Source organism: Sinomonas cyclohexanicum (genome assembly GCF_020886775.1).
In the GTDB taxonomy this organism is placed as follows: Bacteria; Actinomycetota; Actinomycetes; order Actinomycetales; family Micrococcaceae; genus Sinomonas; species Sinomonas cyclohexanicum.
Genome location: NZ_AP024525.1, coordinates 3,413,376 through 3,435,288 on the forward strand (window position 1 = coordinate 3,413,376; position 21,913 = coordinate 3,435,288).

Below are 21,913 nucleotides of genomic sequence, written 5' to 3' on the forward strand. Positions count from 1 at the left end.
CCTTTGGAGGGTGTCAGCTGAGGTGGGCAGAGGTGGTCGCGAGGGGCTCGCCGGCGAGCTCGGTGCGCCACGAGCGCTGCGGCCGCCAGCCGAGCAGCCGCAGGGCCTTGGCCGAGGAGAACGCGGCCTGGGTGCCGGTGAGGGGCTCGGCGATCCGCTCGGTGCCGGGGAAGTACTGCGGCACGAGCTCGGCGAGCGGGGCGCGGGCCATGGCGTCGTCGGCGCCGACGAAGAACACCTCCCCGTTGGGCACCTCGTGCGCTCCCTCGAGCCAGCGCTCGGTGAACCCCGCGGCATCGCGCGCGTCGACGTAGTTGAAGAGGGAGACGGCGGCGAGCTCGGGGCAGGCGAGGCGCTCGGCCACGGTGTGGCCCTGCTGCGTCGGGGCACCGTGCCACTCCTGCGGGCTGATGACGAAGCACGGCCGGAACGCGCCGACGCGGAACGCGTCCCCCCGCGCCGCGACGAACATGCGCACGGTCGCCTCCATGGTCGCCTTCGAGAGCGCATAGGCGTTCCACGGGGCGATCGGGTGCTCCTCGTCGATGGGCAGATACTCCGGCGCCCACCCCTGCGGCGCCCCGTAGCCGAGCACCGTGGGACTCGACGCGACGAGCGCGCGCCCGGCGCCGGCGTCGGCCGCCGCGGTGAGCACCGAGAGGCAAAGCTGCGCGTTGGTCCGCAGGATCACGTCCTCGGGCGCGCTGAACGGCACCGCGATCGCGGCGAGGTGCACGACGCCGTCGGGCCGCAGCCGCTCGAACGCCGTCCGGGTCGCGGCGGCGTCGGTGAGGTCGACGGCGAGCTGCCGCACGCCGTCGTGCACGAGCTCCGACGGCGCGCGGTCGAGTGAGACGACCTCGTGGCCGCGGGCGGCGAGGTGGTTCGCAACGCTCACGCCGAGGCGGCCGGATCCGCCGGTAACGACGATGCGGGACGATGAGCCAGAGGAGGCAGAAGGGTTCCAGCTCATCGGGCGGCCGCCTTCTCGGCGGTGGCGACGGCCGCGTCGCGCGTCGGCGCGTCTTCGAGCGGGAGGCCGAAGTCCGCGATCCGGACGGGCTGGCCGGTGCGGAGCGACTCGTTGCCGGCGATCCCGACCAGGACGCTGCGCACGCCGTCGGCCCACCCGGCCTGGCGGCGGAGCGGGTCCTCGGCCGGGCCGCGGAACACGTCGTCGAGCAGCATGGAGTCGCCGCCGCCGTGCCCGCCCGCGCCCTCGTGGACCTCGACGATCCGTGCGGGCTCCCACAGGCGCTGGACGCGCACGATCGTGCCCTCGGGCCGGGCCGCGGCGCCGGTCAGGTGGGGGTCCGCAGCGGCGGAGGGGTCCAAGGTGTGCTTGTCCGGGGCGACCGAGCCGCGCTCCACGACCTCGATCTCGACCCGGCCCTCGGTGCCGTTGATCGCCACGCGGTAGCCCTCCCATGGCGAGTGCGCCACGAGCGTGTACGCCATCGACGCGCCGCCGCGGTAGCCGACCACGAGGCTCAGGTTGTCCTCGATGTCGATCCCCTCGGTGAAGACGTCACGATCGCGGAGGTAGCCGTCGTCGGCCTCGGCGTCGAGGTAGAGCTCGCGGAGCTTCTCGTCCGCGGCGAGGTCGAGGTTGAAGGGGTCGGTGCGGTCCGGGTTGTCGCGGCTCAGCTCGGGCCGCTCGCCGAGGCCACGTGCGGCGGCGTTGGCGGCGCCGTAGAAGCGCAGGCCGCCTTGGGCGTAGACGGTCTCGGGGACGTCGTCGAGCCACCAGTTGACGAGGTCGAAGTGGTGAGTGGACTTGTGCACGAGGAGGCCGCCCGAGTTGGCCTTGTGCCGGTGCCAGCGGCGGAAGTAGTCCGCGCCGTGGACTGTGTCGAGGCACCACTCGAAGTGGACAGAGGTGACCTTGCCGATCTGCCCGGACTGGATGATGTCCTTGATGACCGAGTTGCGGGGCGAGTACCGGTAGTTGAACGTGACGACGAGCTTGGCGCCGGACGTCTCTTTCTCGCGCCGCGCCGCGTCGACGATGCTGCGCAGCCCCTCGGCGCTCGTGGTGAGCGGCTTCTCGCACACGACGTCGACGCCGCGCGCGAGCGCCGCGGTCACGTAGCGGGCGTGGGTGGAGTCGGGCGACGTGACCACGATGGCGTGTGGGCGCTCGACGCTGAACATCTCCTCGAGCCGCTCGGGCGTGTAGTGGAGCGGGACGGGGCCGGAGGCCACGGCCGCCCGCGAGTCGTAGTGGGACATGCGCCGCTCATTCGTGTCGACGAACGCGACCACACGCCCTTGGCCGGCATGGCTGCCGGCCAGGGCGTCGATGTACATCTGGGCACGCGACCCGGTGCCGACGATGGCGTAGCTGCGGGGTTCGGGGGACATTGAGGTCTCCTTGCGAAGGCTCCGGCGACGCCTCCCTCGGCGCTCAGTAACCGGTTTCTCACCACGGTACCCGCAGCCGCGCCCCGTGCCAAGGGTTTACCGGAAAACCCTTGCCGACCCGTCGTCGCGCCCACATTTCGGTACCTGCCGTGCGGATTTGACCGGAGCCGCGGGGTCTGTCCAAGATGAGCGGCAGGGGGACGGGCCACGCCACGGCCCCCGAGCGCTCAAGAAATGGGCACCTGCCACTCGTCCGCGGCCCCTGCATGCCCGCAGGCCGTGTCCCCTGAGGAGCGCTCCATGGCCGCCCGGCCTCCGCACGACCCTGCCACCCCAGACCCCATCCACCTGCTGCTGGCGCATACCGACCTCAGCTCGCTCCTCGGCGCCCTCACCGTGCGCACGCAGATGCTGCTCTCGCGCCTTGCGCCCGCCGAGTGCGGGATCGTGCTTCGGCGGCGCAATCACTCCGCGCCCACCGCCGCGGGCAGTTCCGATGCCCTGGCCGGGCTGATCGAGGAGAGGCTCGCGGACGACGACGCCGACCTCGCCACCGCGCTTGACCGCGGCAGCTCCGCCGCGCACGTCCGGCTCCCCGCCCCCTGGGCATCGACGGCCGCATGGGGCCTCGACGCCGGGCTCCTCGTGGCGCCCGTCGCCGCCGGCCCGACCGCGCGGGCAGCACTGGCGATGATCGGCGCCATTCCCCCGGACCTTCCCGGGCGGCGTAGGATCCTGGCCGGCATCGGGCGGCTCCGGAACCAGGCATCATGGGCGCTGCGGCTCGGGGTGCGGTTCGCCGACCACGAAGAACGGTCACAGCATCGGGCGCACGCGATGGAGCATCGCACGGTCATCGACGTCGCCGTCGGCGTCATCATGGCCCAGAGCCGATGCTCCGCGGAGGAGGCGTTCGGCATCCTGCGGAGAGCATCGAACAACCGGAACATCAAGGTCCACGATGTCGCCGCCGAGCTGGTCCAGCGCATCCACCCCGAGCTCCCGCAGACGGCGTTCGTCGACTGAGCAGGGGCCGATGGGGCGCGGCGCGTTCGGGCACCGTGCCCCTCGAGAGGGTCTACACCGCCGCGGGCACGTGCTCCCGCAGCTCGACGCTGGCCCGGACGGCCGCGCGGAGGGCGGCCAGGCCACCGGAGAGCGCCCCGGCCGCGCGGGCCTGGACGAGCACGTTGCCGAGCGCCGTCGCCTCGACGGGGCCCGCGAGCACCGGCAGCCCGGTCGCGGCCGCGGTGAGCCGGCACAGGAGCTCGTTCTGCGACCCGCCGCCCACCACGTGCACCACCCGGGGGCGCCGCCCCGACAGCTCGGCGGCCCGCGCGATCGTGCGCGCGTAGGCGGCCGCGAGGCTGTCGAGGATGCAGCGTACGACGGCGCCGGGCGCCTCCGCGAGCGGCTCGCCCCGGCGCGCCGCAGCGGCCGCGATCCTTGCGGGCATGCCGCCGGGGGCGATGAACTCGTCCGAGTCGACGTCGACCTGCGGGCCCCCGGCAGGCAGCGCTGCGGCCGCCTCGAGCAGCCCCTCGAGCGTGAGGCCGCGGCCCTCGGATGCCCACTGGCGCTGGCATTCGCTCAGGAGCCAGAGCCCGCCGACGTTGCGCAGGTAGCGGATGGTGCCGTCCACGCCGCGTTCGTTCGTGAAGTTGGCCGCCCGGCTTTCCTCGGTGAGCACGGGCGTCTGGAGTTCGACGCCCACGAGCGACCACGTTCCCGAGGAGATGTATGCGACGTCATCCCCCGCAATGGCCCCGCCCGCCTCCACCGGCACGGCCGCGACGGCAGAGGCGGTGTCGTGCGAGCCGACCGCGACCACGGGCGTGTCCGCGGGCAGCCCGGTGCGCTCGACAACCAACGGCAGGAGCGTGCCATACGCCTGGCCCGGGGCGATGAGCTCCGGAAAGAGCCCCTCGGGCAGCCCGAGCGCCTCGAACAGCTCGCGCGACCAGGTCCCCGTGCGCGCGTCGAGGAGCCCGGTCGTGGACGCGTTCGTCTCCTCGGTGCGGCGCGCGCCGGTGAGCCAGAACGCGAGCAGGTCCGGGATGAGCAGTGCCTCGTACCCGTCCAGGCGCGGCTCGGCCGCGAGCTGGTAGACCGTGGTGAAGGGCAGGAACTGCAGGCCGGTGACCTCGTAGAGCCGTTCGGGCGGGACCGTGCCGTGCACGGTCGGGACGGTGGCGTGGGTCCGTCCGTCGCGGTAGGCGTACACGGGCTCCTTGAGCCGTCCCGCGGCGTCGACGAGGCCGTAGTCCACGGCCCATGTGTCGATGCCGATGCTCTCGATCCGCAGCCCGCGCTGCCGCGAAGCATCGGCGGCCTTGCCCAGGCCCGTCATGACCTCGGCGAAGATCCCGGGCGCGTCCCACCGCAGCACGCGCGCGCCGCTGCGGTCCACGCCGTCGTCGATCACGCCGTTGGGGAAGCGGTGGACGACGTCGAGCGCGACCTTCGCGGCGCCGTCGTGCGTCCTGCCCTGCTCACCCGCCGCACCGCCGTTCGTGACGGTGGCGAGGATGACGCGTCCGGAGGAGGCACCGACGTCGACCGCGACAAACATCCTGGCGCTCATCGCAGGAACGCGGCGGCGACGCCGGCGTCGACGGGCACGTGCAGGCCCGTGGTGTGGGAGAGCTCGCTGCCGGTCAAGACCGCGGTGGCGTTGGCGACGTGCTCGGGCAGCACCTCGCGCTTGAGCAGGGTCCGCTGGGCGTAGAACTCACCGAGCTTCTCCTCCTCGACCCCGTACACCGCGGCGCGCTTGGCGCCCCAGCCTCCGGCGAAGATGCCCGAGCCGCGGACCACGCCGTCGGGATTGATGCCGTTGACGCGGATGCCGTGCTCGCCGAGCTCGGCCGCGAGGAGGCGCACCTGATGCGCCTGGTCGGCCTTGACGGCGGAGTACGCGATGTTGTTCGGGCCGGCGAAGACGGAGTTCTTCGAGGAGATGTAGACGATGTCCCCGCCCATGCCCTGGGCGATCATGGCCTTCGCGGCGGCCTGGGAGACCAGGAAGGAGCCCTTGGCCATGACGTCGTGCTGGAGGTCCCAGTCCTTCTCGCTCGTCTCGAGCAGCGGCTTGGAGATGGACAGGCCCGCATTGTTGACCACGAGGTCGATCCCGCCGAACGCGAGGACCGTCGCGTCGACCGCGGCCGCCACCTGGGCGGCGTCGGTGACGTCCGCGCGCACGCCGATCGCGACGTCGGTGGTCCCAAGCTCCGCCGCGGCGGCCTGGGCCTTCTCGAGGTCGAGGTCCGCGATGGCCACGCACGCCCCCTCGGCGGCGAGGCGGGTCGCGATGGCCTTGCCGATGCCCGACGCCGCTCCGGTCACCAGGGCGATCCGGGTCGCGTGGGACTTGGGCCGGGGCATGCGGGCGAGCTTGGCCTCCTCGAGCGCCCAGTACTCGATGCGGAACTTCTCCGACTCCTCGATCGGGGCGTAGGCGGAGACGGCCTCGGCGCCGCGCATGACGTTGATCGCGTTGAGGTAGAACTCGCCGGCCACGCGGGCGGTCTGCTTGTCCTTGCCGTAGGAGAACATGCCCACGCCCGGAACGAGCACGATGGCCGGATCGGCGCCGCGCATGGCCGGCGAGTCCGGCTCCGCGTGGCGGCGGTAGTAGGCCGCGTAGTCTTCCCGGTAGGCGGCGTGGAGCTCCTTGAGCCGGGCCACGCTGTCCTCGATCGAGGCCTGCGCGGGCAGGTCCAGAACCAGCGGGGCCACCTTGGTGCGCAGGAAGTGGTCCGGGCAGGACGTGCCCAGGGCCGCGAGACGGGGGTGCTCGGCCGCGGCCAGGAACTCGAGGACGCGCGGGTCGTCGTCGAAGTGGCCCACCTGGGGCCGGTCCGTCGAGGCCAGGCCGCGGATCACCGGGGCTAGGGCGGCGGCCTTGGCGCGGCGCACCTCGTCGGGCAGCGCCCCGTAGCCGTCCAGCGCGGGGCCGAACGGCTCGGGACGGCCGTTCTCAGCGATGTACTTCTCGGCCTCGGCGATGATCCACAGCGAGTTTGCCTCGGCCTCCTCGCTCGTGGCGCCCCACGCCGTGATGCCGTGGCCGCCGAGGATCGTCCCGATGGCCTCGGGGTTCGCGGCCTTGATCGCCGCGATGTCCAGGCCGAGCTGGAAACCGGGGCGCCGCCAGGGCACCCACACGACCTTGGTGCCGAAGACCTTCTCGGTGAGCGCGACGCCGTCGGCCGCGGTAGCGATCGCGATGCCCGCGTCCGGGTGGAGGTGGTCCACGTGGGCGGCGTCGACGAGGCCGTGCATCGCGGTGTCGATCGACGGCGCAGCGCCGCCCCTGCCGTGGAGGCAGTACTCGAAGGCGGCGACCATCTCGTCCTCGCGCTCCACGCCCGGGTACACGGTGGCGAGGGCCCGGAGGCGGTCCAGGCGCAACACGGCGAGGTTCCTCGCGGTCAGGGTCCCGAGGTCTCCCCCGGAGCCCTTGACCCACAGCAGCTCGACCGGCTCGCCGGTCACGGGGTCGGTCTCGGTGCCCTTGGCGGACGTGTTGCCGCCGGCGTAGTTGGTGGTGCGCTTGTCCGCGCCGAGGCGGTTGGAGCGGGCGATGAGTTGGGCAACTGCCCGATTCTGCCGCGGGTTCTGCGCCGGGCTCTGCGTCTCATTCATGGTGTGGTGCATGTCCTCTCAGGCGCCCCAGCCGGCCTGGGTGCCGCCGACTCGGGTGTCGTTGATCAGCTTCTGGTAGCCGGAGGCGGCGTAGGCCGCCATCGGGTCGGCGGGCAGGCCGCGCTCCTCGCGCCGGGCCGCGAGGGCAGGGCGCACGTCGGTGTAGAACGCGTCCATGAAGACGGCATTCGCCGCGAGGACGTCGCGGCTGCGCTGGGCGTCCTCGAGGGCCGCGCGGTCCAGCAGGAGGGCGCGCATCGTCATCTCCTGGACGTTGAGCACCGAGCGGATCTGCCCCGGGATCTTCTCCTCGAGGTTGTGGCACTGGTCCAGCATGAGCGCCACGCCAGACCCGGGCTCGAGGCCGCCGCCGCGGACCACTTCGACCATGATCCGGAACAGCTGGAACGGGTCCGCCGCGCCCACGATCAGGTCGTCGTCGGCGTAGAAGCGTGAGTTGAAGTCGAACGAGCCGAGCTTCCCCAACCGCAGCAGCTGCGCGACGATGAACTCGATGTTCGTCCCGGGGGCGTGGTGCCCGGTGTCCAGGCACACGAGCGCCCTGTCGCCCAGGGCGAGGGTCTGCGCGTAGGACGTGCCCCAGTCCGGCACGTCCGTGTGGTAGAACGCGGGCTCGAAGAACTTGTACTCGAGCACGAGGCGCTGGTCGTCGCCGAGCCGGGCGTAGATCTCGGCGAGGGACTCCGCGAGTCGGTCCTGACGGCCGCGGATGTCGTCCTGGCCGGGGTAGTTCGTGCCGTCCGCGAGCCAGACCTTCAGGTCCCGCGAGCCGGTCTCGTCCATGATGTCGATGCACTCGAGGTGGTGCTCGATCGCGCGGCGCCGGACCGCGCCGTCGGACGAGGTGAGGGAGCCGAACTTGTAGATGTCGTCCTGGAACGTGTTCGAGTTGATGGTCCCGAGGCTCACTCCGAGGCCCTCGGCATACTCGCGGAGCGCGGCGTAGTCATCGACCGTGTCCCATGGGATGTGCAGCGCGACGGACGGCGCCAGGCCCGTGAGCTCGTGCACCTTCGCGGCGTCCTGGATCTTCTCCTGGACCGTGCGGGGCGTGCCCGGCGTGCCGAAGACCTTGAAGCGGGTCCCGGAGTTGCCGTAGGCCCACGAGGGGACCTCGATCGCGAGGGCGTCGAGGCCTTCGGGGACGGTGGTGGGGGCGGTCATGGTCATACTCCTGCGGTGTGGGGGTCGGTGCCGGCGGCCGACGGCGCGTGGCCGGCCCGAATGTCGTCGCTGCGGGCTGCGGCGAGCTGGGACTCGAGGTTGAAGACCTCCTCGAGTGGGACGAACGACTCGTCCGGAGGTGTGCCGAGGCCTTCGAAGAGGTCCGCCATCTCGGCCTGCCAACGGGCATTGACCTCATGGGCGGCCATGCGGGCCGTGGCCGCCTCGAGACTGTCCGTCTCGACGTAGCCGATGAGCAGCCCGTCCGGGCGGAGGAACAGCGAGTAGTTGTGCCAGCCGGCGGCCTCGAGGGCCCCGAGCATCTCGGGCCACACGGCGGCGTGGCGCCGCTTGTACTCCTCGATGCGGTCGGGCTGGATCCATTGCTGGAAGCAGATGCGCTGCCGCGGCGCTGCGGTCGGGGCCATGGGCGCTCCTTCATGTCCTGTTCTCAAAATGAATCGATTCAAACCCTGCACCGATGGTAGGGGGTCGAATCGCGGCCGGTCAATGGCCGCCCCACATGTCCCCGTGGCGGGCACCACGGCATCTCGGAGCCTTTGGCCCCTCCCGTACCGGTGGCGCGAAGATGAGAGTGGAGGGAACGCATCCCGCGCACAGCATCAACGGCCAGAGCACTGGCCCAGACCGACCAGAGGACTCCTGCCGTGGACATGAAGGCCGCCATCCTGATCGCACTCCCCGCCTTGGCGATGGGCCTCGCCGGCTGTTCCGCCCAGGCCGGGGCTACGACCCCCGGCGCATCGACTCCAGCCGCGGAGTCCGTGCAGGCCCAGGCGGGATGGTCGCTGGCTCCCTCCACATCGAGGCGCCGACGGCGGGCCGGACCTACACCCTCGGCCAGCTCCTGACCGAGTGGGGTGTCCTCGACGGGACGGGCGGCGCGCCGGGAAGCGCCCGCTCGAGCGCCGCGGACTGGGCCGTCTACGTGAACGGGGCCAAGCAGCAGGGCAGCCCCCGCGACGTCGCCCTCAGTCCGCACGCCGAGATCGCCCTCGTCCACGGGCAGGAATCCGCTTCATCCATTCCGAGCACGTACGCCTTCCCGGCCGGGCTCTGAGGCCGCGGGGCGCCACCGTCAGACCAGCCCCTGCACCCGAGACCTCTGGACGTCCGCCTCCTCCTCGTGCCAGACTGGAAAACGCTTTCCAACGTCTCTGACTCCGGCGCGAAGGATCTCCATGAGCACGCATGCCTCCCATCCGGTGCGGTCCGAATCCGCCATAGTGCCCACGGGCACGAGACCCGCGCGCATCGCCCTCGTCGGCGCCCACGGCTTCGGCCTGGTCCACCTGCGGAACCTCTCGCGCCTGGCCCGCGAGGGCGCCGTCGTCCTCGAGGCGGTAGCCGACCCGATCGCACCGGAACCAGGCAGCGTGCCGGAGGGCACGCCGTCGTACGCCTCGCTCGACGAGCTGCTCGCCGCCCGCCCCGCCCCGGACGTCGCGATCATCGCGACGCCCATCCAGACGCATGGGCCGCTCGCCGCGGCCGCGCTCGGCGCGGGCGCCCACCTGTACCTCGAGAAGCCGCCGGTGCCCTCGCTCGAAGCGTTCCGGAAGCTCCTCTCCGACGCGGCGTCCCGCGAGGCCGCCGTCCAAGTGGGCTTCCAGAGCCTCGGCTCGCACGCGCTGCAGGCGATCGAGCGGCTGCTCGCCTCGGGCGAGATCGGCAGCCTCCGCGCGGTCGGCGCGATCGGCCTCTGGAGCCGCGACCGCGCCTACTACGCCCGCTCGCGATGGGCCGGGAAGCGGTCCATGGACGGCGTCGAGGTAGTCGACGGCGTCGTGACGAACCCGCTCGCGCACGCGGTCGCGACGGCCCTGCGCATCGCGGGCGCACGGGGTGAGGCGGACATAGCGGGCATCGAGGTGGACCTCTACCACGCGCACGCCATCGAGGCGGACGACACCTCCGTGGTCCGCCTCACCACGACCGACGGCATCCCGGTCACGTGCGCGCTCACGGTGTGCGCCCCCGAACAGCTCGAGCCGTGGGTCACCGTGTACGGCACCGAGGGCGAGGTGCAGTTCTTCTACACCCAGGACCGTCTCGTGGTCCGCACCGAGTCGGGCGAGCGTGAGGAGCACTACGGCCGCACCGACCTCACGGAGAACCTCCTCGACCACCTCCTGAACGGGACGCCGCTGCTGAGCTCCCTCGCGGACGCCGGAGCGTTCATGCGCGTCCTCGAGGCGATCCGCACCGCGAGCGCGGTCCACCCGATCGCCCCCGAGCACGTCAACTGGGACGGTGGGGGCCCCTCGGCGAGGCCCGTTGTCCGTGGGATCGAGGCCGCGCTCGAGAGAGCCGTCAAGGCGCAGGCGACGTTCGCCGAGCTTGGCCTGCCCTGGGCTGTCCCGACCGAGCCTGCGGCCGTGCTCGCGCTCCCCGGGGGCGAGCCCGTGGCCGGGCTGCTCGACGGCGCCCGCCTCGCGCCGACCCTCTCTCCGCGCCCGTACCTGCACCCGGTCCGCACGCTCGCCGGGACAACGCTCACCGACCATCTCCCCTTCGACCACCCGTGGCACCTGGGCCTCGGCTTGGCCCTCCAGGACGTGTCCGGTACCAACCTCTGGGGTGGCCGCACCTACACGCGCGAGGCCCGGCGGTACGTGTGGCGGCCGGACCACGGCCGCATGGCCGTCGAGGCCGCCGAGGAGTCGCCCGGCAGGCTCGCCCTGCGGCTGCGCTGGGACGCGCACGACGGCGCCGCCCTCCTCACCGAGGAGTGCACCCTCGCCGCCGAGCGGGTTCCGGAGGACACCGCGCACGACGGCGCGTGGCGCCTCACGCTGCACACGCGCCTCACCGCGGCGCGGGACGTGAGCCTCGGCGGGCCCGGCTCCAACGGGAACACGGGCGGCGGGTACGGCGGGCTCTTCCTGCGCCTCGCGCCGTGCACCGGGGCCACGGTGTTCACGCCGGGCGCCGAGGGCGAGGACGCCGTCCACGGCCACGCGGCCCCGTGGGTGGCGTGGAGCGCCCGGTTCGGCGATGGCGGCACCGGTGACGGGCCCGGCGGCGAGAGTACTGAGGCCGGCGTCGTGATCGCGGCGGCACCCGAGGCCCCGGCGGACCCGTGGTTCGTGCGGCTCGCGGGGTACCCGGGCATCGGCTCGGCGCTCGCGTGGGAGCGGGCGGTGGAGCTCGCGGCGGGCGGGACGCTCGAGCGGACGTTCCGGTTCTGGTTCGTCGACGGGCCCCTCGACGCGGCCCGCGCCGCCGCGCTCGTGGCGGGTCCCGGCGCCGTGGGCCCCGAGTCCGCGGGTGCCTGAACGATGACAGGCACCGACACCTCCGTCGCCCGGCGCGCGCGCGATGCCACCGGGGCCTCGGGCCTCCTGGTCCCGCTCCGGCTGCGGGTCGAGGGCGCCGAGGACTGTCTCAGCGCGGGCCCCACGCCGCGGCTGTCGTGGCACGCAGAGGTCCTCGCCGGGTCTGATGCGCCTGGCCGGGACCCGTCGAACGGCCCGGACCCGGACCCGCGCCTCATGCCGGTGGCCGCCGAGCCGCACGTGCGCGCCGAGGACGGCCGCACGCTCTGGGCCCCGGGGCCCGTCCCGCTGCCGTCCCACGCGACCACCCGCGTGGCTGTCCCCGCGGACGCCGCACTCCCCGCGGACACCGCATGCACGTGGAGCGTCAGGCTCCGCACGGCCGACGGCGCGTGGGGCCTCTGGAGCGACGAGCACTCCTTCGCCACGGGGCCCGGCAGCGCGGACTGGACCGCCGGATGGATCACCCGTGCCCCGGGCGGCCGCGCGCCGCTGCGCCTCGAGCGCGGCGTCGGGGGCCGGCCGGAGCTGCGCTGGCACGGCACGCCGTTCCTGCCGGTGCCCTGCGTGGCGGCCCCGGTCGGCCCCGTAGTGCCAGCAGATCCGGGCGCGGACTTCACGCTTGAGGCCGAGCTGCGACCCGTGCTGGGCGCGTGCGGCATCGCGTTCCATAGCGCCGGACCGGGTACGGGCCTGCTGCTGGAACTCGGGCCGGGCGAGCGCCTCACGCTCCGGCCGCTTCCCGCGTGGGACCAGCCGTGCGAGCCCCGGGACTGGGCCACCGCGCCCCTCGCCGAGGCAACGCTCCCGCCCGCCGCCCCCGGTGCGACCGATCGGCACCCCGACGGCCGCGTCCGCCCCGGCGAGACCCCGTGGCGGCGCCTCCGGGCCGAGGCCCGCAGGGGCAGAATCATCGTCGCGGTCGACGGCGTCCCCCTCCTCAACGCCGCCCTCCCCCGGCCGCCCGTCGCCGGCGGGACGCGGTTCGCCCTCCACGCCGCGCCGAGGGCCGAGGGCGCGCTGCGCGCCCTGGGCATCGAGCGCGCGGGCACCGAGGCCTTCCGCTGGGCCGCCGACGGGCCCGCTGGGCTACCCGTCCCGTGGCCAGCCGAGACGCCGTTCCGCCAGCCGGACGAGTGGTCGCTCCTGCGCGCCGAGGTCCGCCTGGCCGGGCCGGTGCGCCGTGCGGTCCTGTACGCCGCTGCCCGGCATCAGGCGTGGGTGCACGTGGGCGGGAGGGAGGTCCTCGCGCTGTGCTCGTTCGGGTACCCGGGGGAGGACTACTTCGACGCAGCGGACGTCACCGCTGCCGTCCGCGCCGCCACAGGCTCCCCTGCAAGCGCCGCCGCGGCCCCGGACGAGGCCCCCGCGCCGGACGAGGCTGCCGGGCCGGACCGGCCCAGGCTGGCCCTCGGCGCCCTGGTGCACTGGTACGGGCCGGGCCAGGGCCGCGCCGCGGGGCATCCCGGCTTCCTCGCCGAACTGCGCGTCGAGTACGAGGACGGCAGCCGTGAGTCCTTCGGCACCGGCCCCGGCTGGCGCGCGTCCGAGGCGCCGTATGCCCAGGCCGGGTACCGCAACGACGAGGGCGACGCGGTCGAGCACGCCCTCGGGCCCCTCCCCGCGGGCTGGGGCGCGCCGGGGTTCGCCGAGGGACCCGGGTGGGGGCCCGCCGTCGTGCTCGGCGCCCACCCGCACGAGCACTTCCCTTCGCTGCACCCGCGCCGGGCGCACGTCACCGAGGAGCGGGTCTGGCCGGCGGCCCGGCTCGAGGCCGGGGACGGGACGCGCGTCGCCGACTTCGGCACCGTCCGCGCCCTGCGCCCGCGCGTCGACCTGCGCGGCGGATCCGAGACCACGCGGCTCCGCGCGGGCTACAGCCTGCGGCCCGACGGGCGGGTGGACGAGGCGAAGACCCCGAGCCAGAACACGGACATGAGCTTCCTCGCCGGGCCCGGGTTCTCGGGCACCGTCGGCGAGCCGGCCGTGCCGTTCGACGCGCGCGTCCACCTCGGCTTCCGGTACCTCGAGATCGAGGCGCCCGAATCGCCAGGCGCGGTGGCCGCCGACGTGAGCGCCGCCGTTGTGCGCGCGGACCACCCGGCCTCGCCGGCCGCGGTCGAGACCTCCGATCCCGCGCTCAACCGTGTCCTCGCGCTCCTGCAGGACTCGGCGCTCCACGGCGTCCAGGAGCGGTTCATGGACACTCCGACGCGGGAGAAGGGCCAATTCCTCGCGGACGCGGTGAACATCTCCCTCACGACCATGGCGGCGTTCGGCGAACGCGAGTTCACCCGCCAGGCGCTGCGCGAATTCGTGTGGTCGGGGGCCCGGTACTGGGACACGCCCGGCGAGCGCGGCCGCGTCAACGCGGTCTACCCCAACGGGGACGGCAAGCGGGACATCCCAGACTTCTCGCTCATGCTGCCCGAGTGGGCGGAGGCGTACTGGCGGCACTCGGGCGACGACGCCTTCGCCGTCGAGCTCCTGCCCGCGCTCGAGGCCACATGCGGGTACGTTCTGCGGGCGATCCCCGCGGAAGGCCCGTGCGCAGGGCTCGTCACCGAGCTTCCCGGCGGCAGCGGACCGTACCTGCACGGGATCGTGGACTGGCCCGCGCCGAACCGCTTCGGCTACGACATGTCCGCCGCGGCGCGCACCGCCGTCAACGCGCAGGCGTACGCTGCGCTCGCCTCGACGGCGCGGCTCGCCCGAGCGCTCGGGCAACGCACGACGGCGGCGCGGCTCGCCTCACGCGCCGGGGCCCTGGCCGCGGCGATGGAGGCGAGGCTGCGGGTGGACGGCGTCCTCGTGGACGGCCTGGCCGCGGACGGGACGCCGAGCCCCCACGCGTCCCAGCATGCGACCGCGATGCCGCTCGCCGTGGGCGCCACCGGCCCGGCACACCGCACCGCCGACGCCGCCCGCGCCGCATCCCTCGGCCTGCGCATGGGACCCATGACCTGGCACCGGCTGCTCGCGGGGCTCGTCGGCGAGGGGCGCACGGAGGAGGCGCTCGGCGTCGTGCTCGACGACCCGGCCCGCGGCCCGCTCGCGTGGCTCGCGCGGGGCGCGACGTCCGCCTGGGAGTCGTGGGAGCTCGTCGAGGGGACGGACTTCAGCCAGTCGCACGCGTGGGCGGCGGCCGCGTGGCCAGTGCTCGTGGACGGGGTCCTCGGGCTTCGGCGCACGGCGCCGGGCGTGTTCGAGCTGAGCCCGCCCTCCTGCCGCCTCGAGTGGGCGCGCGCGGACCTGCCGCTCGAGCAGGGCCGCCTCCGCGTGGGGTGGCGCCGGACGGCCGCCGGCGTCCACCTCGACTGCGAGCTCCCGCCCGGGACCCGCGCCACGGTCAGCGTGGCGGCGCACGACGGCGCGCCCCGCCTCCTGGGGCCCGGCCGCCACGCGCTGCGGCTCGGCGACTATGCCTCCGCCGCGCGGTAGCCTGCCAGCATGAACCGTTCCAAGCTCCCGGCCCCACCCGCGGTGGCCTCGGCGGGCGCCGCGGTGCACGGCACGGCGAGCATCCGCGACGTCGCCGAGCTCGCGGGCGTGTCCGTGGGCACCGTCTCCAACGTCCTCAACAGGCCGGACATCGTCCGGGCGGCGACGGTCGAGCGGGTGCACGCGGCGATCAACGAGCTGGGGTTCGTCCGCAACGACGCCGCCCGGCAGCTGCGCGCGGGCCGCTCCACCACGATCGGCCTCCTCGTGCTCGATGTGCGGAACCCGTTCTTCACCGACGTGGCGCGCGGCGCCGAGGACGAGGCGGCCTCGGATGGCCTCTCGGTCGTCATGGCCAACAGCGACGAGTCGGCCGAGCGCGAGGCCTCGCACCTGGACTACTTCGAGACGCAGCGCGTCCTCGGCATGCTCATCTCCCCGATCGGCGATCTCGGCGACCGGCTCGAGCGGCTCCGCGCCGCGGGCACCCCGGTGGTGCTCGTGGACCGCACCGCGGGAACGCGCAGCCTGAGCTCGGTGGCGGTCGACGACGTGGAGGGCGGGCGCCTTGCCGCGCAGCACGTCCTGGATGCGGGGCGGCACCGGCTCGCTTTCGTGGGCGGTCCGCGCGAGCTCGAGCAGATGCGCGACCGCCTCGCCGGCGCCCGCGCCGCGGCGGAGGGAGTGGAGGGCGCAAGCGTCGAGGCAATCGCGACGGCGGCGCTCGGCTTCGAGGACGGGCGGCGCGCCGCGCGGGCCCTCCTCTCCCGGCCCGCGGGCGACCGGCCGGACGCCCTCCTGGCCGGCAACGACCTCGTGGCGATCGGCGCGCTCCAGGTGCTCATGGGCGAGGGTGGCCTGAGGGTCCCGGAGGACATGGCCATTGTCGGCTACGACGACATCGACTTCGCCTCGGCGGCCGTCGTCCCGCTCTCGTCGATCCGCCAGCCGCGCGAGCTCATCGGCCAGACGGCGGTGCAGATCCTGCGCGAGGAGGCCCAGGACCCCAGCCGCGAGCCGCGCCAGGTCCTGTTCAAGCCCGAGCTCGTGGTGCGGGCCTCGACCGCGGGCCGCGGAGCACACACCTGACCTGACGTGCCGGGCCCGGGCGCTTGAGCCCACTGCGGCCTGCCGGCCTCAGCGCAGCGCAGCGAGCCTGGCGAGGACCGTCTCGGGGTCCGCGTCGGCGGGGACGCGCGCGAGGAGGATGTCCGCCTCGGGGGCCGCGGCGTCGTCCGTCCAGTACCCCTCCGGAAGGCGACGGGCGCGCGGCGACGAGTCCGCGCCGGATCCGCCGTCCGCGACGTGGATGAGGCCCCAGCGGTAGTGCTCGGCAGCGTTCGCCACGGGCGCGTAGGCCGCGAGGTCCTCCTCGGGCAGCCGCTCGAGCGCCCCCGGGTCCCCCTCGAGGTCCCTGCTCCCGTCGAGGACGAGGAACGCGATGTCGCGGTCCGCGACGTGCCGCAGCCAGTCCGAGACGTACATCGCGGCGGCCTCGGCGTGGTCCGCGGTGATGCCGGACACGTCCGGGTTCCCCGCTGCACGCTGCGCGAGCGCGAGCCAGACGAGGGGCGAGGGCGCGAGCAGCGCGATGGGGGCGCGGCTCGCGTGCGGGAGGGCTGCGAGGGCGCGGGAAAGCGCCTCACGGATCGGATCGGCTGCGAGGAGCGTGCGCAGGGCGTACCCGGGCCGCGGCCGGGCGGCCATGTCTGCACGGATCGAGGGATTCTCGGCGAGCACGGCGTCGACGAGCAGCGCAACCGGCACGACGGTCGCGTCGGAGCCCAGGAGCGCCTGTGCCTTGCCGTAGTAGCCCGCGAGCTCGGCGGCATTGGTCCACGGGATCGGCCCCCGGAGGATCCGGTGGCCGCCGAACGCCGTGTGGTCGATGAAGACGGCCGGGCGCGAGGCCGCGCTGCGGGGCGCCAGCAGGTCGTCGAGGACGGTGGACATGTGGTCTCCTTCGGGGGCGTTGCGGGCTGGGGTTGCGGGGCCGCGCCGTCCGTCCGGCGCGGCCCCGCGGACGACTAGGCCTTGGTGGCCCTGTGGTCGTCGTAGCGGCTCTCGAGCTCGAGGATGCGCTGCTCGAGCTTGGCGATCTTCACCTCGCGGCGGTCCGGGATCATGATGATCGGCATCTCGTCGATCGTCCGGGTCACACGCTCGGCCCCGTTGACGGTGAACACGGTCGCGGTGAGCTCGTCCGTGTCGTCGCCCCAGGAACCGTAGTACAGGAGGTCCGCGGGCGGTTCCTCGGTCACGAAGTCCTTGACGAACTCGGCGTACGGCTTGCCCTGCGCACGGCGGCGGTCGCGCTGGGCTGCGCGGAGCCGCTCCGTCTCGGCGGCGTCGAGACGGAAGTGCTCCTCGTCGTAGGCGACGCAGAAGACGTCGCGGGCGACCTTGGGCGAGATGCGGCCGAGCTCGGCGTCCCGGACAACCGACTCGGGGTCGCGCTCGATCGGGTCGCCGTAGCCGCCGCCGGCACCCTGGCTGATCATGTACAGCTCACCGTCCTTGGCGACGTCGAACTGCAGGCCCATGTGGGACGTCGTGTACTTCGCACCCTCGAAGGGGCGCTCGTTCATGACCTTCTCCATGGACAGGTCGAAAGTCTTGGGATCACGGCGGAAGTGCTCGTACGCGTTGACCCCCTTGACCATCGCGAGCGGGTACGTCCCGCAGCCGTAGCCGCCGAACATGCCGTAGACCGACGAGAACTTCGCACCGGATGTGACGGTCATGAACCCCCAGTGGGGGGTGCCCTCGGAGGCGACGATCATCTCGTAGCCCATGCCTCCGGTGAACTTCCCGAAGCCCATGTTGTCCTTCACGAGGCGCTTGGAGACGAGCTGCATGAACGGCACCTCCTCTTCCATCACCTCCTGCTCGGCCGTGTCGGCCATGGCGCAGAAGAGCGGAGACACCGCATCCTCGCCGTCCTTGAACGGCTTCGCCCCGCCCGGCATGCCGTTGAGGTCGGCGCAAAGATTGCCCACCTGGTCGCCGTGCTGGGTCTCGCCGCCCCACAGGAACGTGTTGATCTGGTTGAACCAGTTGGCCACGACGTTCGAGTACTTCTCCGGCGTCGAGAACTGCAGCTTGCCGAACGAGGACTGCAGGGCGGAGAAGCCGCGGAAGCTGGCCTGGAGCGACTGGCCCATGGGGGCGTCGTAGCCGGCATCCGCCCACGTGCCCTCGTCGGAGATGATGTCGATGCAGCTCATCGCCGAGGTGCAGCGCGGCAGGTCGGGCCACCAGAACGCGAGGATTGCCTGCATCATCATGGACTTCACCGAGCACAGCGGCGAGTTGATCGCCCGGTTGAAGATCTCCGGGCCGGTGCCACGCAGGTCGATCGTCATGTGGTCGCCCTTGACGGTGATCTTGCAGGCCAGCTTGATCAGGATGTTCTCCTTGAGCGTGCTGTCCATGAACTGGTTGAAGCTCACTGTTCCGTCGGGGAGTTCCGCGATGCGCCTCCGCACCTCGACATCGACATCCTCGACCGTCATCCGCAGGGCGGCGACGAACGTCTCCACGCCGACCTCGTCGATGAGCGTGTCGATGCGCTGCATGATTCGATTGACCGCGCCGATCTTGACCTTCAGGTCGGCGAGCTGGAGCTTGGGGTCGCGGACCGAATGCTGGAGGAAGGTGAGCAGGTCGCGGCGCAGGTGGCCCCCCTCGACGATCTTGAAGGGGCTCATCCTCAGTCCGTCGTCGAACGCAGTCTCCGAGCCGGAGGGCATGCCGCCGGGCTCGCACGCGCCGTTCTCGCCCTCGTGGATGGTCGCGGCGACCCAGGCGATGATCTGGTCGTCGCGGATGATCGGCATGATCATCGACTGGTCCGTGTTGTGGACGTTGCCGAAGCGCGCGTCGTTGTGGATGAAGCCGTCTCCGGGGTTGATGCCGACGGTCGGCTCGTCCTTCCAGTACTTCACGATGTAGCGGATGGGGTGGTGCAGGATCGCGCTGAACGCGATCACGCCGTGGCACGAGAGGTAGGAGACGTCGCCCGCGGCGGTGTAGATCGCCGTCGTGAGGTCTCCCCACTTCGCGCCGGGGGCTGCGCCCTGCGCCTCACACATCTCGTAGCCCTCGTCCAGTGCGCCGGCGATCCGCTTGCGGATGCGCTCGGCCTCGAGGCGGTCGACGCCCTGGGCAATGCATGCGTCCTCGTAGGGCGAGCGATCGGCGATGCTGTGCGAACGCATGATCTCGGGATCGGGCCCGAGGAACAGCGTCGTCTCATCCATGAACTTCTCGACCCACTCCTGCTCCTGCGAAGTGAGCTGTGCCTTGGGTGCGGCCGCCTCGATGCGGTCGTCGTTGACGATAGTCATCGTTTCTCTCCTGGAATCTCGGGGTCAGTCCTGCAGGAACCAGACGGCGCCCTGCGCGGTGGGCTCGAGCCGCCATCCCGGCTCGACGAGGAACGTGGTGGTGTCCGTGGTGACGATCGCCGGGCCGGAGATCACCGAGTCCGCGGTGAGGGCCGTCCGGTCGTACACCGGGGTCTCGATCGCGTGCGGCTCATCGACGAAGTGGACCCTTCGGCTGCCCACGGGCGTGGCGGGATGCCGCTCTCCCCCATGTTCGAGCGACTCGAACGCCACCTTGTCCCCCTCGACGTAGGAGGCCACGCGGACGGTGCCGACGCGGATCCCCGCCTCCGGGGCCGCACACGAGGCACCGAAGCGGTGGCTGTACACGTCGCCGAAGGTCTTGATCATCTGCAGGACGTCACCGACCCCGGTCAGCCGGGTGATCTCGAGCGGCACCGCCTGGGTGAGCAGCTGGTTGCCGTAGCGCATGTCCAGCTCCAGGCGGTAACGGACGTCTTCGGGGGCGAAGCCCTGGCGGACGAGGTCCTCCCGACCCTGTGCCTCGAGCTCCTCGACGACCGCGTTGAACTCGTCGTAGCTGTCATACAGTGCGCGGGTCGTGGCGTTGTACATGACGATATGGGCGCCACGCTCGTGGAAGTGGAGCTGCTGGACGTTGCCCGCCCCGCACGCGGAGAACACCGAGCTGAATGGCGGGGCCAGGACCTTCTTGATCCCGGCGTGCTTCGCGATGCCGCACGCGTGCAGGGGCCCGTTGCCGCCGTACGCGAGCATCGTGAAGTCCTCCGGGAGGTAGCCGCGGACCCGGAGCTCCTTGCCGATGCCGATCGCCATCTGCTCGTCGACGCTGCCTTTGATGATCTTGGCAATCTCGAGGACGTTCTTGTCGAGCTCGTCGCAGAGCGTCTCCTCGATCGCGAAGTAGGAGCGCTTGGGATTGAGCTTGATGTATCCGTTCGCGTAGTTGTCCGGGTCGAGGTACCCGAGGAGGAGGTCGGCATCGGTGACGGTCGGGCGCAGGCCGCCGCGGTCGTAGCACGCGGGCCCCGGGTTGGATCCGGCGGACTCAGGGCCGATCTTGATGCTGTGGTGGATCCGGTCGTAGCTCGCGATGGACCCGCCGCCCGCACCGAGTGTGTCGAGGTGGACCATGGGCACGGACACGAGCCAACGGTCGATCGTCGGCTGGAAGTCGTAGTGCTTGACGCCACCGGCCGGCACGAGGCCGATGTCGAAGGACGTCCCGCCCATGTCCGTGGAGATGACGTTGCCCAGGTCCGTCGCCTCGGAGAGGTGCTGGGCCGCCCCGACGCCCGCGATCGGTCCGGAGTGGATGGTCTGGAGCGCGTCCGTCGAGTTCATCTGCGCCATGCCGCCGGAGTTGTGGTTGACGAGCATGGGCTTCGTGTACCCCGAGTCGCGCAAGTTGTTCGAGAGCTGGGACAGGGCGTGGAACATCGTCGCGTGCAGGAACGCGTCGACAATCGTGGACGTCGCCCGGACGTACTCCCCCTTGCGGCCCGACACCTGGTGCCCGAGGAGCACGGGGATCGCTCCGAGCTCGTGCGCGGGGAACTCGTCGAGGATGATCTCCTGGATGCGCAGCTCATGCTCGGGGTTCTCGGTGGCGTTGGTCAGCGAGACGACGATCGCCTCCGCTCCGGCGCCGACGAGCTCGCGCACCACCTGCCGGACGTCGTCGTCCTGCAGCGCCGCGACAACCTGGCCGGCCGAGCTGATGCGCTCCTTGACCGAGCGGATGAGTGCCTTGGGCACGAGGGGCTCCGGGCGCTCGGCGGCCGGCAGGTTCTGCTGCATCTCGTACCCGAGGCCCTCGCCGTATCCGCGGCCGCGGGAGAGGGGAATGGTGTCCTCGAAGCCGTGCGTGACGATGGCCGCCATCTTGGGGCCCTTGCGCTCAATGAGGGCGTTGGTCCCGAGCGTCGTCGCGTACCGGACCGAGTCGACCTCGGACAGGACGGTCGTGCGCTCGAGGCCGGCGCGGGAGCAGGCCAGATCCAGAGCCTCGTTGAAGCCGAGGGCCAGGTTGTGGTGGGTCGTGAGGGCCTTCGCCTCGATGTAGGTGTCGTTCCAGACGAAGAAGCAGTCGGTGAACGTGCCGCCGATATCGACGGAGATGCGCTTCATGATGGTGTCTCCTTTGACGTGTGACGAGGCGCTAGCGGATCTGGCCCGCGGCCTTGAGCTGGGCGGTGTACTTCTGGGCGTCCTCGCCCGGGCCGTAGGTGAAGACCTCCTCGGGGTCGGTCCCGCGTTCGGCCCACTGCTGGCGCAGAGCGCCGAGGTCCCAGACCATGTCGACTGTCGGCGGGTGGCCCGGCGGGACGTACTCCGTCTCGAGCTGGGTCGCGCACCCGGGGCAGTAGAACTCGAGGATCCGGCAGTAGGACGGGTCGGGGCTGAACGTGTACTCGTACCGTTCCGGGTCGATGACGGGCTGGTGGATCTCCCGCGGGTCCCGGTCGTACACGAGGCAGCCGGGCTTGTAGTTTCCGTTCGCGTCGCCGAGGTCGTGGCCGCACACGCGGCACGTCCACCGCTCCGTGTCCAGGTCGATGAGCAGGTATTCCGTCATGGGCACTCGCATGGTCGCGGCGTCCT

The 21,913-nt window shown here is 72.4% G+C and carries 15 protein-coding genes; 5 read left to right on the forward strand and 10 right to left on the reverse strand.

The genetic code is table 11. The features are described from left to right. Positions 1-13: 13 nt before the first annotated feature. Positions 14-973 (reverse strand): NAD-dependent epimerase/dehydratase family protein, encoded by a 960-nt coding sequence (locus tag SCMU_RS16180; RefSeq protein ID WP_229230128.1) that lies wholly within the window; start codon positions 971-973, stop codon positions 14-16. Further along, a complete protein-coding gene (locus tag SCMU_RS16185; protein ID WP_229230129.1) occupies positions 970-2,364 on the reverse strand; it encodes a Gfo/Idh/MocA family protein in 1,395 nt (464 codons plus the stop codon). The genes SCMU_RS16180 and SCMU_RS16185 overlap by 4 nt, the downstream gene beginning before the upstream one ends. 300 nt (positions 2,365-2,664) lie before the next feature. Between SCMU_RS16185 and SCMU_RS16190 the strand changes: the two genes are divergently transcribed. Next, positions 2,665-3,390, forward strand: coding sequence for an ANTAR domain-containing protein (locus tag SCMU_RS16190; RefSeq protein WP_229230130.1), 726 nt, complete (start codon positions 2,665-2,667; stop codon positions 3,388-3,390). A 52-nt stretch (positions 3,391-3,442) separates the two neighbouring features. Here the strand turns inward: SCMU_RS16190 and SCMU_RS16195 are convergent, their stop codons facing one another. Genes SCMU_RS16195 through SCMU_RS16210 form a run of 4 tightly spaced genes read right to left on the reverse strand, consistent with a single transcriptional unit; the run spans position 3,443 to position 8,627 of the window. Then, entirely contained in the window at positions 3,443-4,948 is a 1,506-nt protein-coding gene (locus SCMU_RS16195; protein ID WP_229230131.1) for a rhamnulokinase, read from the reverse strand. Further along, positions 4,945-7,014, reverse strand: coding sequence for a bifunctional aldolase/short-chain dehydrogenase (locus SCMU_RS16200; protein ID WP_229230132.1), 2,070 nt, complete (start codon positions 7,012-7,014; stop codon positions 4,945-4,947). Before SCMU_RS16200 ends, SCMU_RS16195 begins: the two co-directional genes overlap by 4 nt. Positions 7,015-7,032: 18 nt before the next feature. After that, positions 7,033-8,199 (reverse strand): L-rhamnose isomerase, encoded by a 1,167-nt coding sequence (gene rhaI, locus SCMU_RS16205; protein WP_229230133.1) that lies wholly within the window; start codon positions 8,197-8,199, stop codon positions 7,033-7,035. Between the two features lie 2 nt (positions 8,200-8,201). Beyond that, positions 8,202-8,627: an L-rhamnose mutarotase gene (locus SCMU_RS16210; RefSeq protein ID WP_229230134.1), complete on the reverse strand. Its 426-nt coding sequence runs from the start codon at positions 8,625-8,627 to the stop codon at positions 8,202-8,204. Between the two features lie 374 nt (positions 8,628-9,001). On the opposite strand from SCMU_RS16210, the gene SCMU_RS16215 reads away from it, so the two are divergent. The 4 genes from SCMU_RS16215 to SCMU_RS16230 all read left to right on the forward strand — a co-directional run bounded on the left by SCMU_RS16215 (position 9,002) and on the right by SCMU_RS16230 (position 16,028). Next, on the forward strand, positions 9,002-9,280 hold the full coding sequence (locus SCMU_RS16215; protein WP_229230135.1) for a hypothetical protein: 279 nt from the start codon (positions 9,002-9,004) through the stop codon (positions 9,278-9,280). Between the two features lie 121 nt (positions 9,281-9,401). Further along, positions 9,402-11,498 carry a DUF6807 family protein gene (locus tag SCMU_RS16220; protein ID WP_229230136.1) on the forward strand — a complete coding sequence of 699 codons (2,097 nt, stop codon included), beginning with the start codon at positions 9,402-9,404 and terminating at the stop codon, positions 11,496-11,498. Positions 11,499-11,501: 3 nt separating this feature from the next. Then, a complete protein-coding gene (locus SCMU_RS16225; protein WP_229230137.1) occupies positions 11,502-14,939 on the forward strand; it encodes an alpha-L-rhamnosidase-related protein in 3,438 nt (1,145 codons plus the stop codon). A 9-nt stretch (positions 14,940-14,948) separates the two neighbouring features. Then, a complete protein-coding gene (locus SCMU_RS16230; protein WP_229230138.1) occupies positions 14,949-16,028 on the forward strand; it encodes a LacI family DNA-binding transcriptional regulator in 1,080 nt (359 codons plus the stop codon). 48 nt (positions 16,029-16,076) lie between these two features. Here SCMU_RS16230 and SCMU_RS16235 read toward each other — a convergent pair whose 3' ends face one another. The 4 genes from SCMU_RS16235 to SCMU_RS16250 all read right to left on the reverse strand — a co-directional run bounded on the left by SCMU_RS16235 (position 16,077) and on the right by SCMU_RS16250 (position 21,887). Beyond that, complete coding sequence (locus tag SCMU_RS16235) at positions 16,077-16,892, reverse strand: hypothetical protein (protein ID WP_229230139.1); 816 nt, start codon at positions 16,890-16,892, stop codon at positions 16,077-16,079. 74 nt (positions 16,893-16,966) lie between these two features. After that, a complete protein-coding gene (locus SCMU_RS16240; protein WP_229230140.1) occupies positions 16,967-19,288 on the reverse strand; it encodes a hydantoinase B/oxoprolinase family protein in 2,322 nt (773 codons plus the stop codon). 24 nt (positions 19,289-19,312) lie between these two features. Further along, positions 19,313-21,439 carry a hydantoinase/oxoprolinase family protein gene (locus SCMU_RS16245; protein WP_229230141.1) on the reverse strand — a complete coding sequence of 709 codons (2,127 nt, stop codon included), beginning with the start codon at positions 21,437-21,439 and terminating at the stop codon, positions 19,313-19,315. 31 nt (positions 21,440-21,470) lie between these two features. Then, positions 21,471-21,887: an acetone carboxylase subunit gamma gene (locus SCMU_RS16250; RefSeq protein WP_443020162.1), complete on the reverse strand. Its 417-nt coding sequence runs from the start codon at positions 21,885-21,887 to the stop codon at positions 21,471-21,473. Positions 21,888-21,913: the final 26 nt, after the last annotated feature.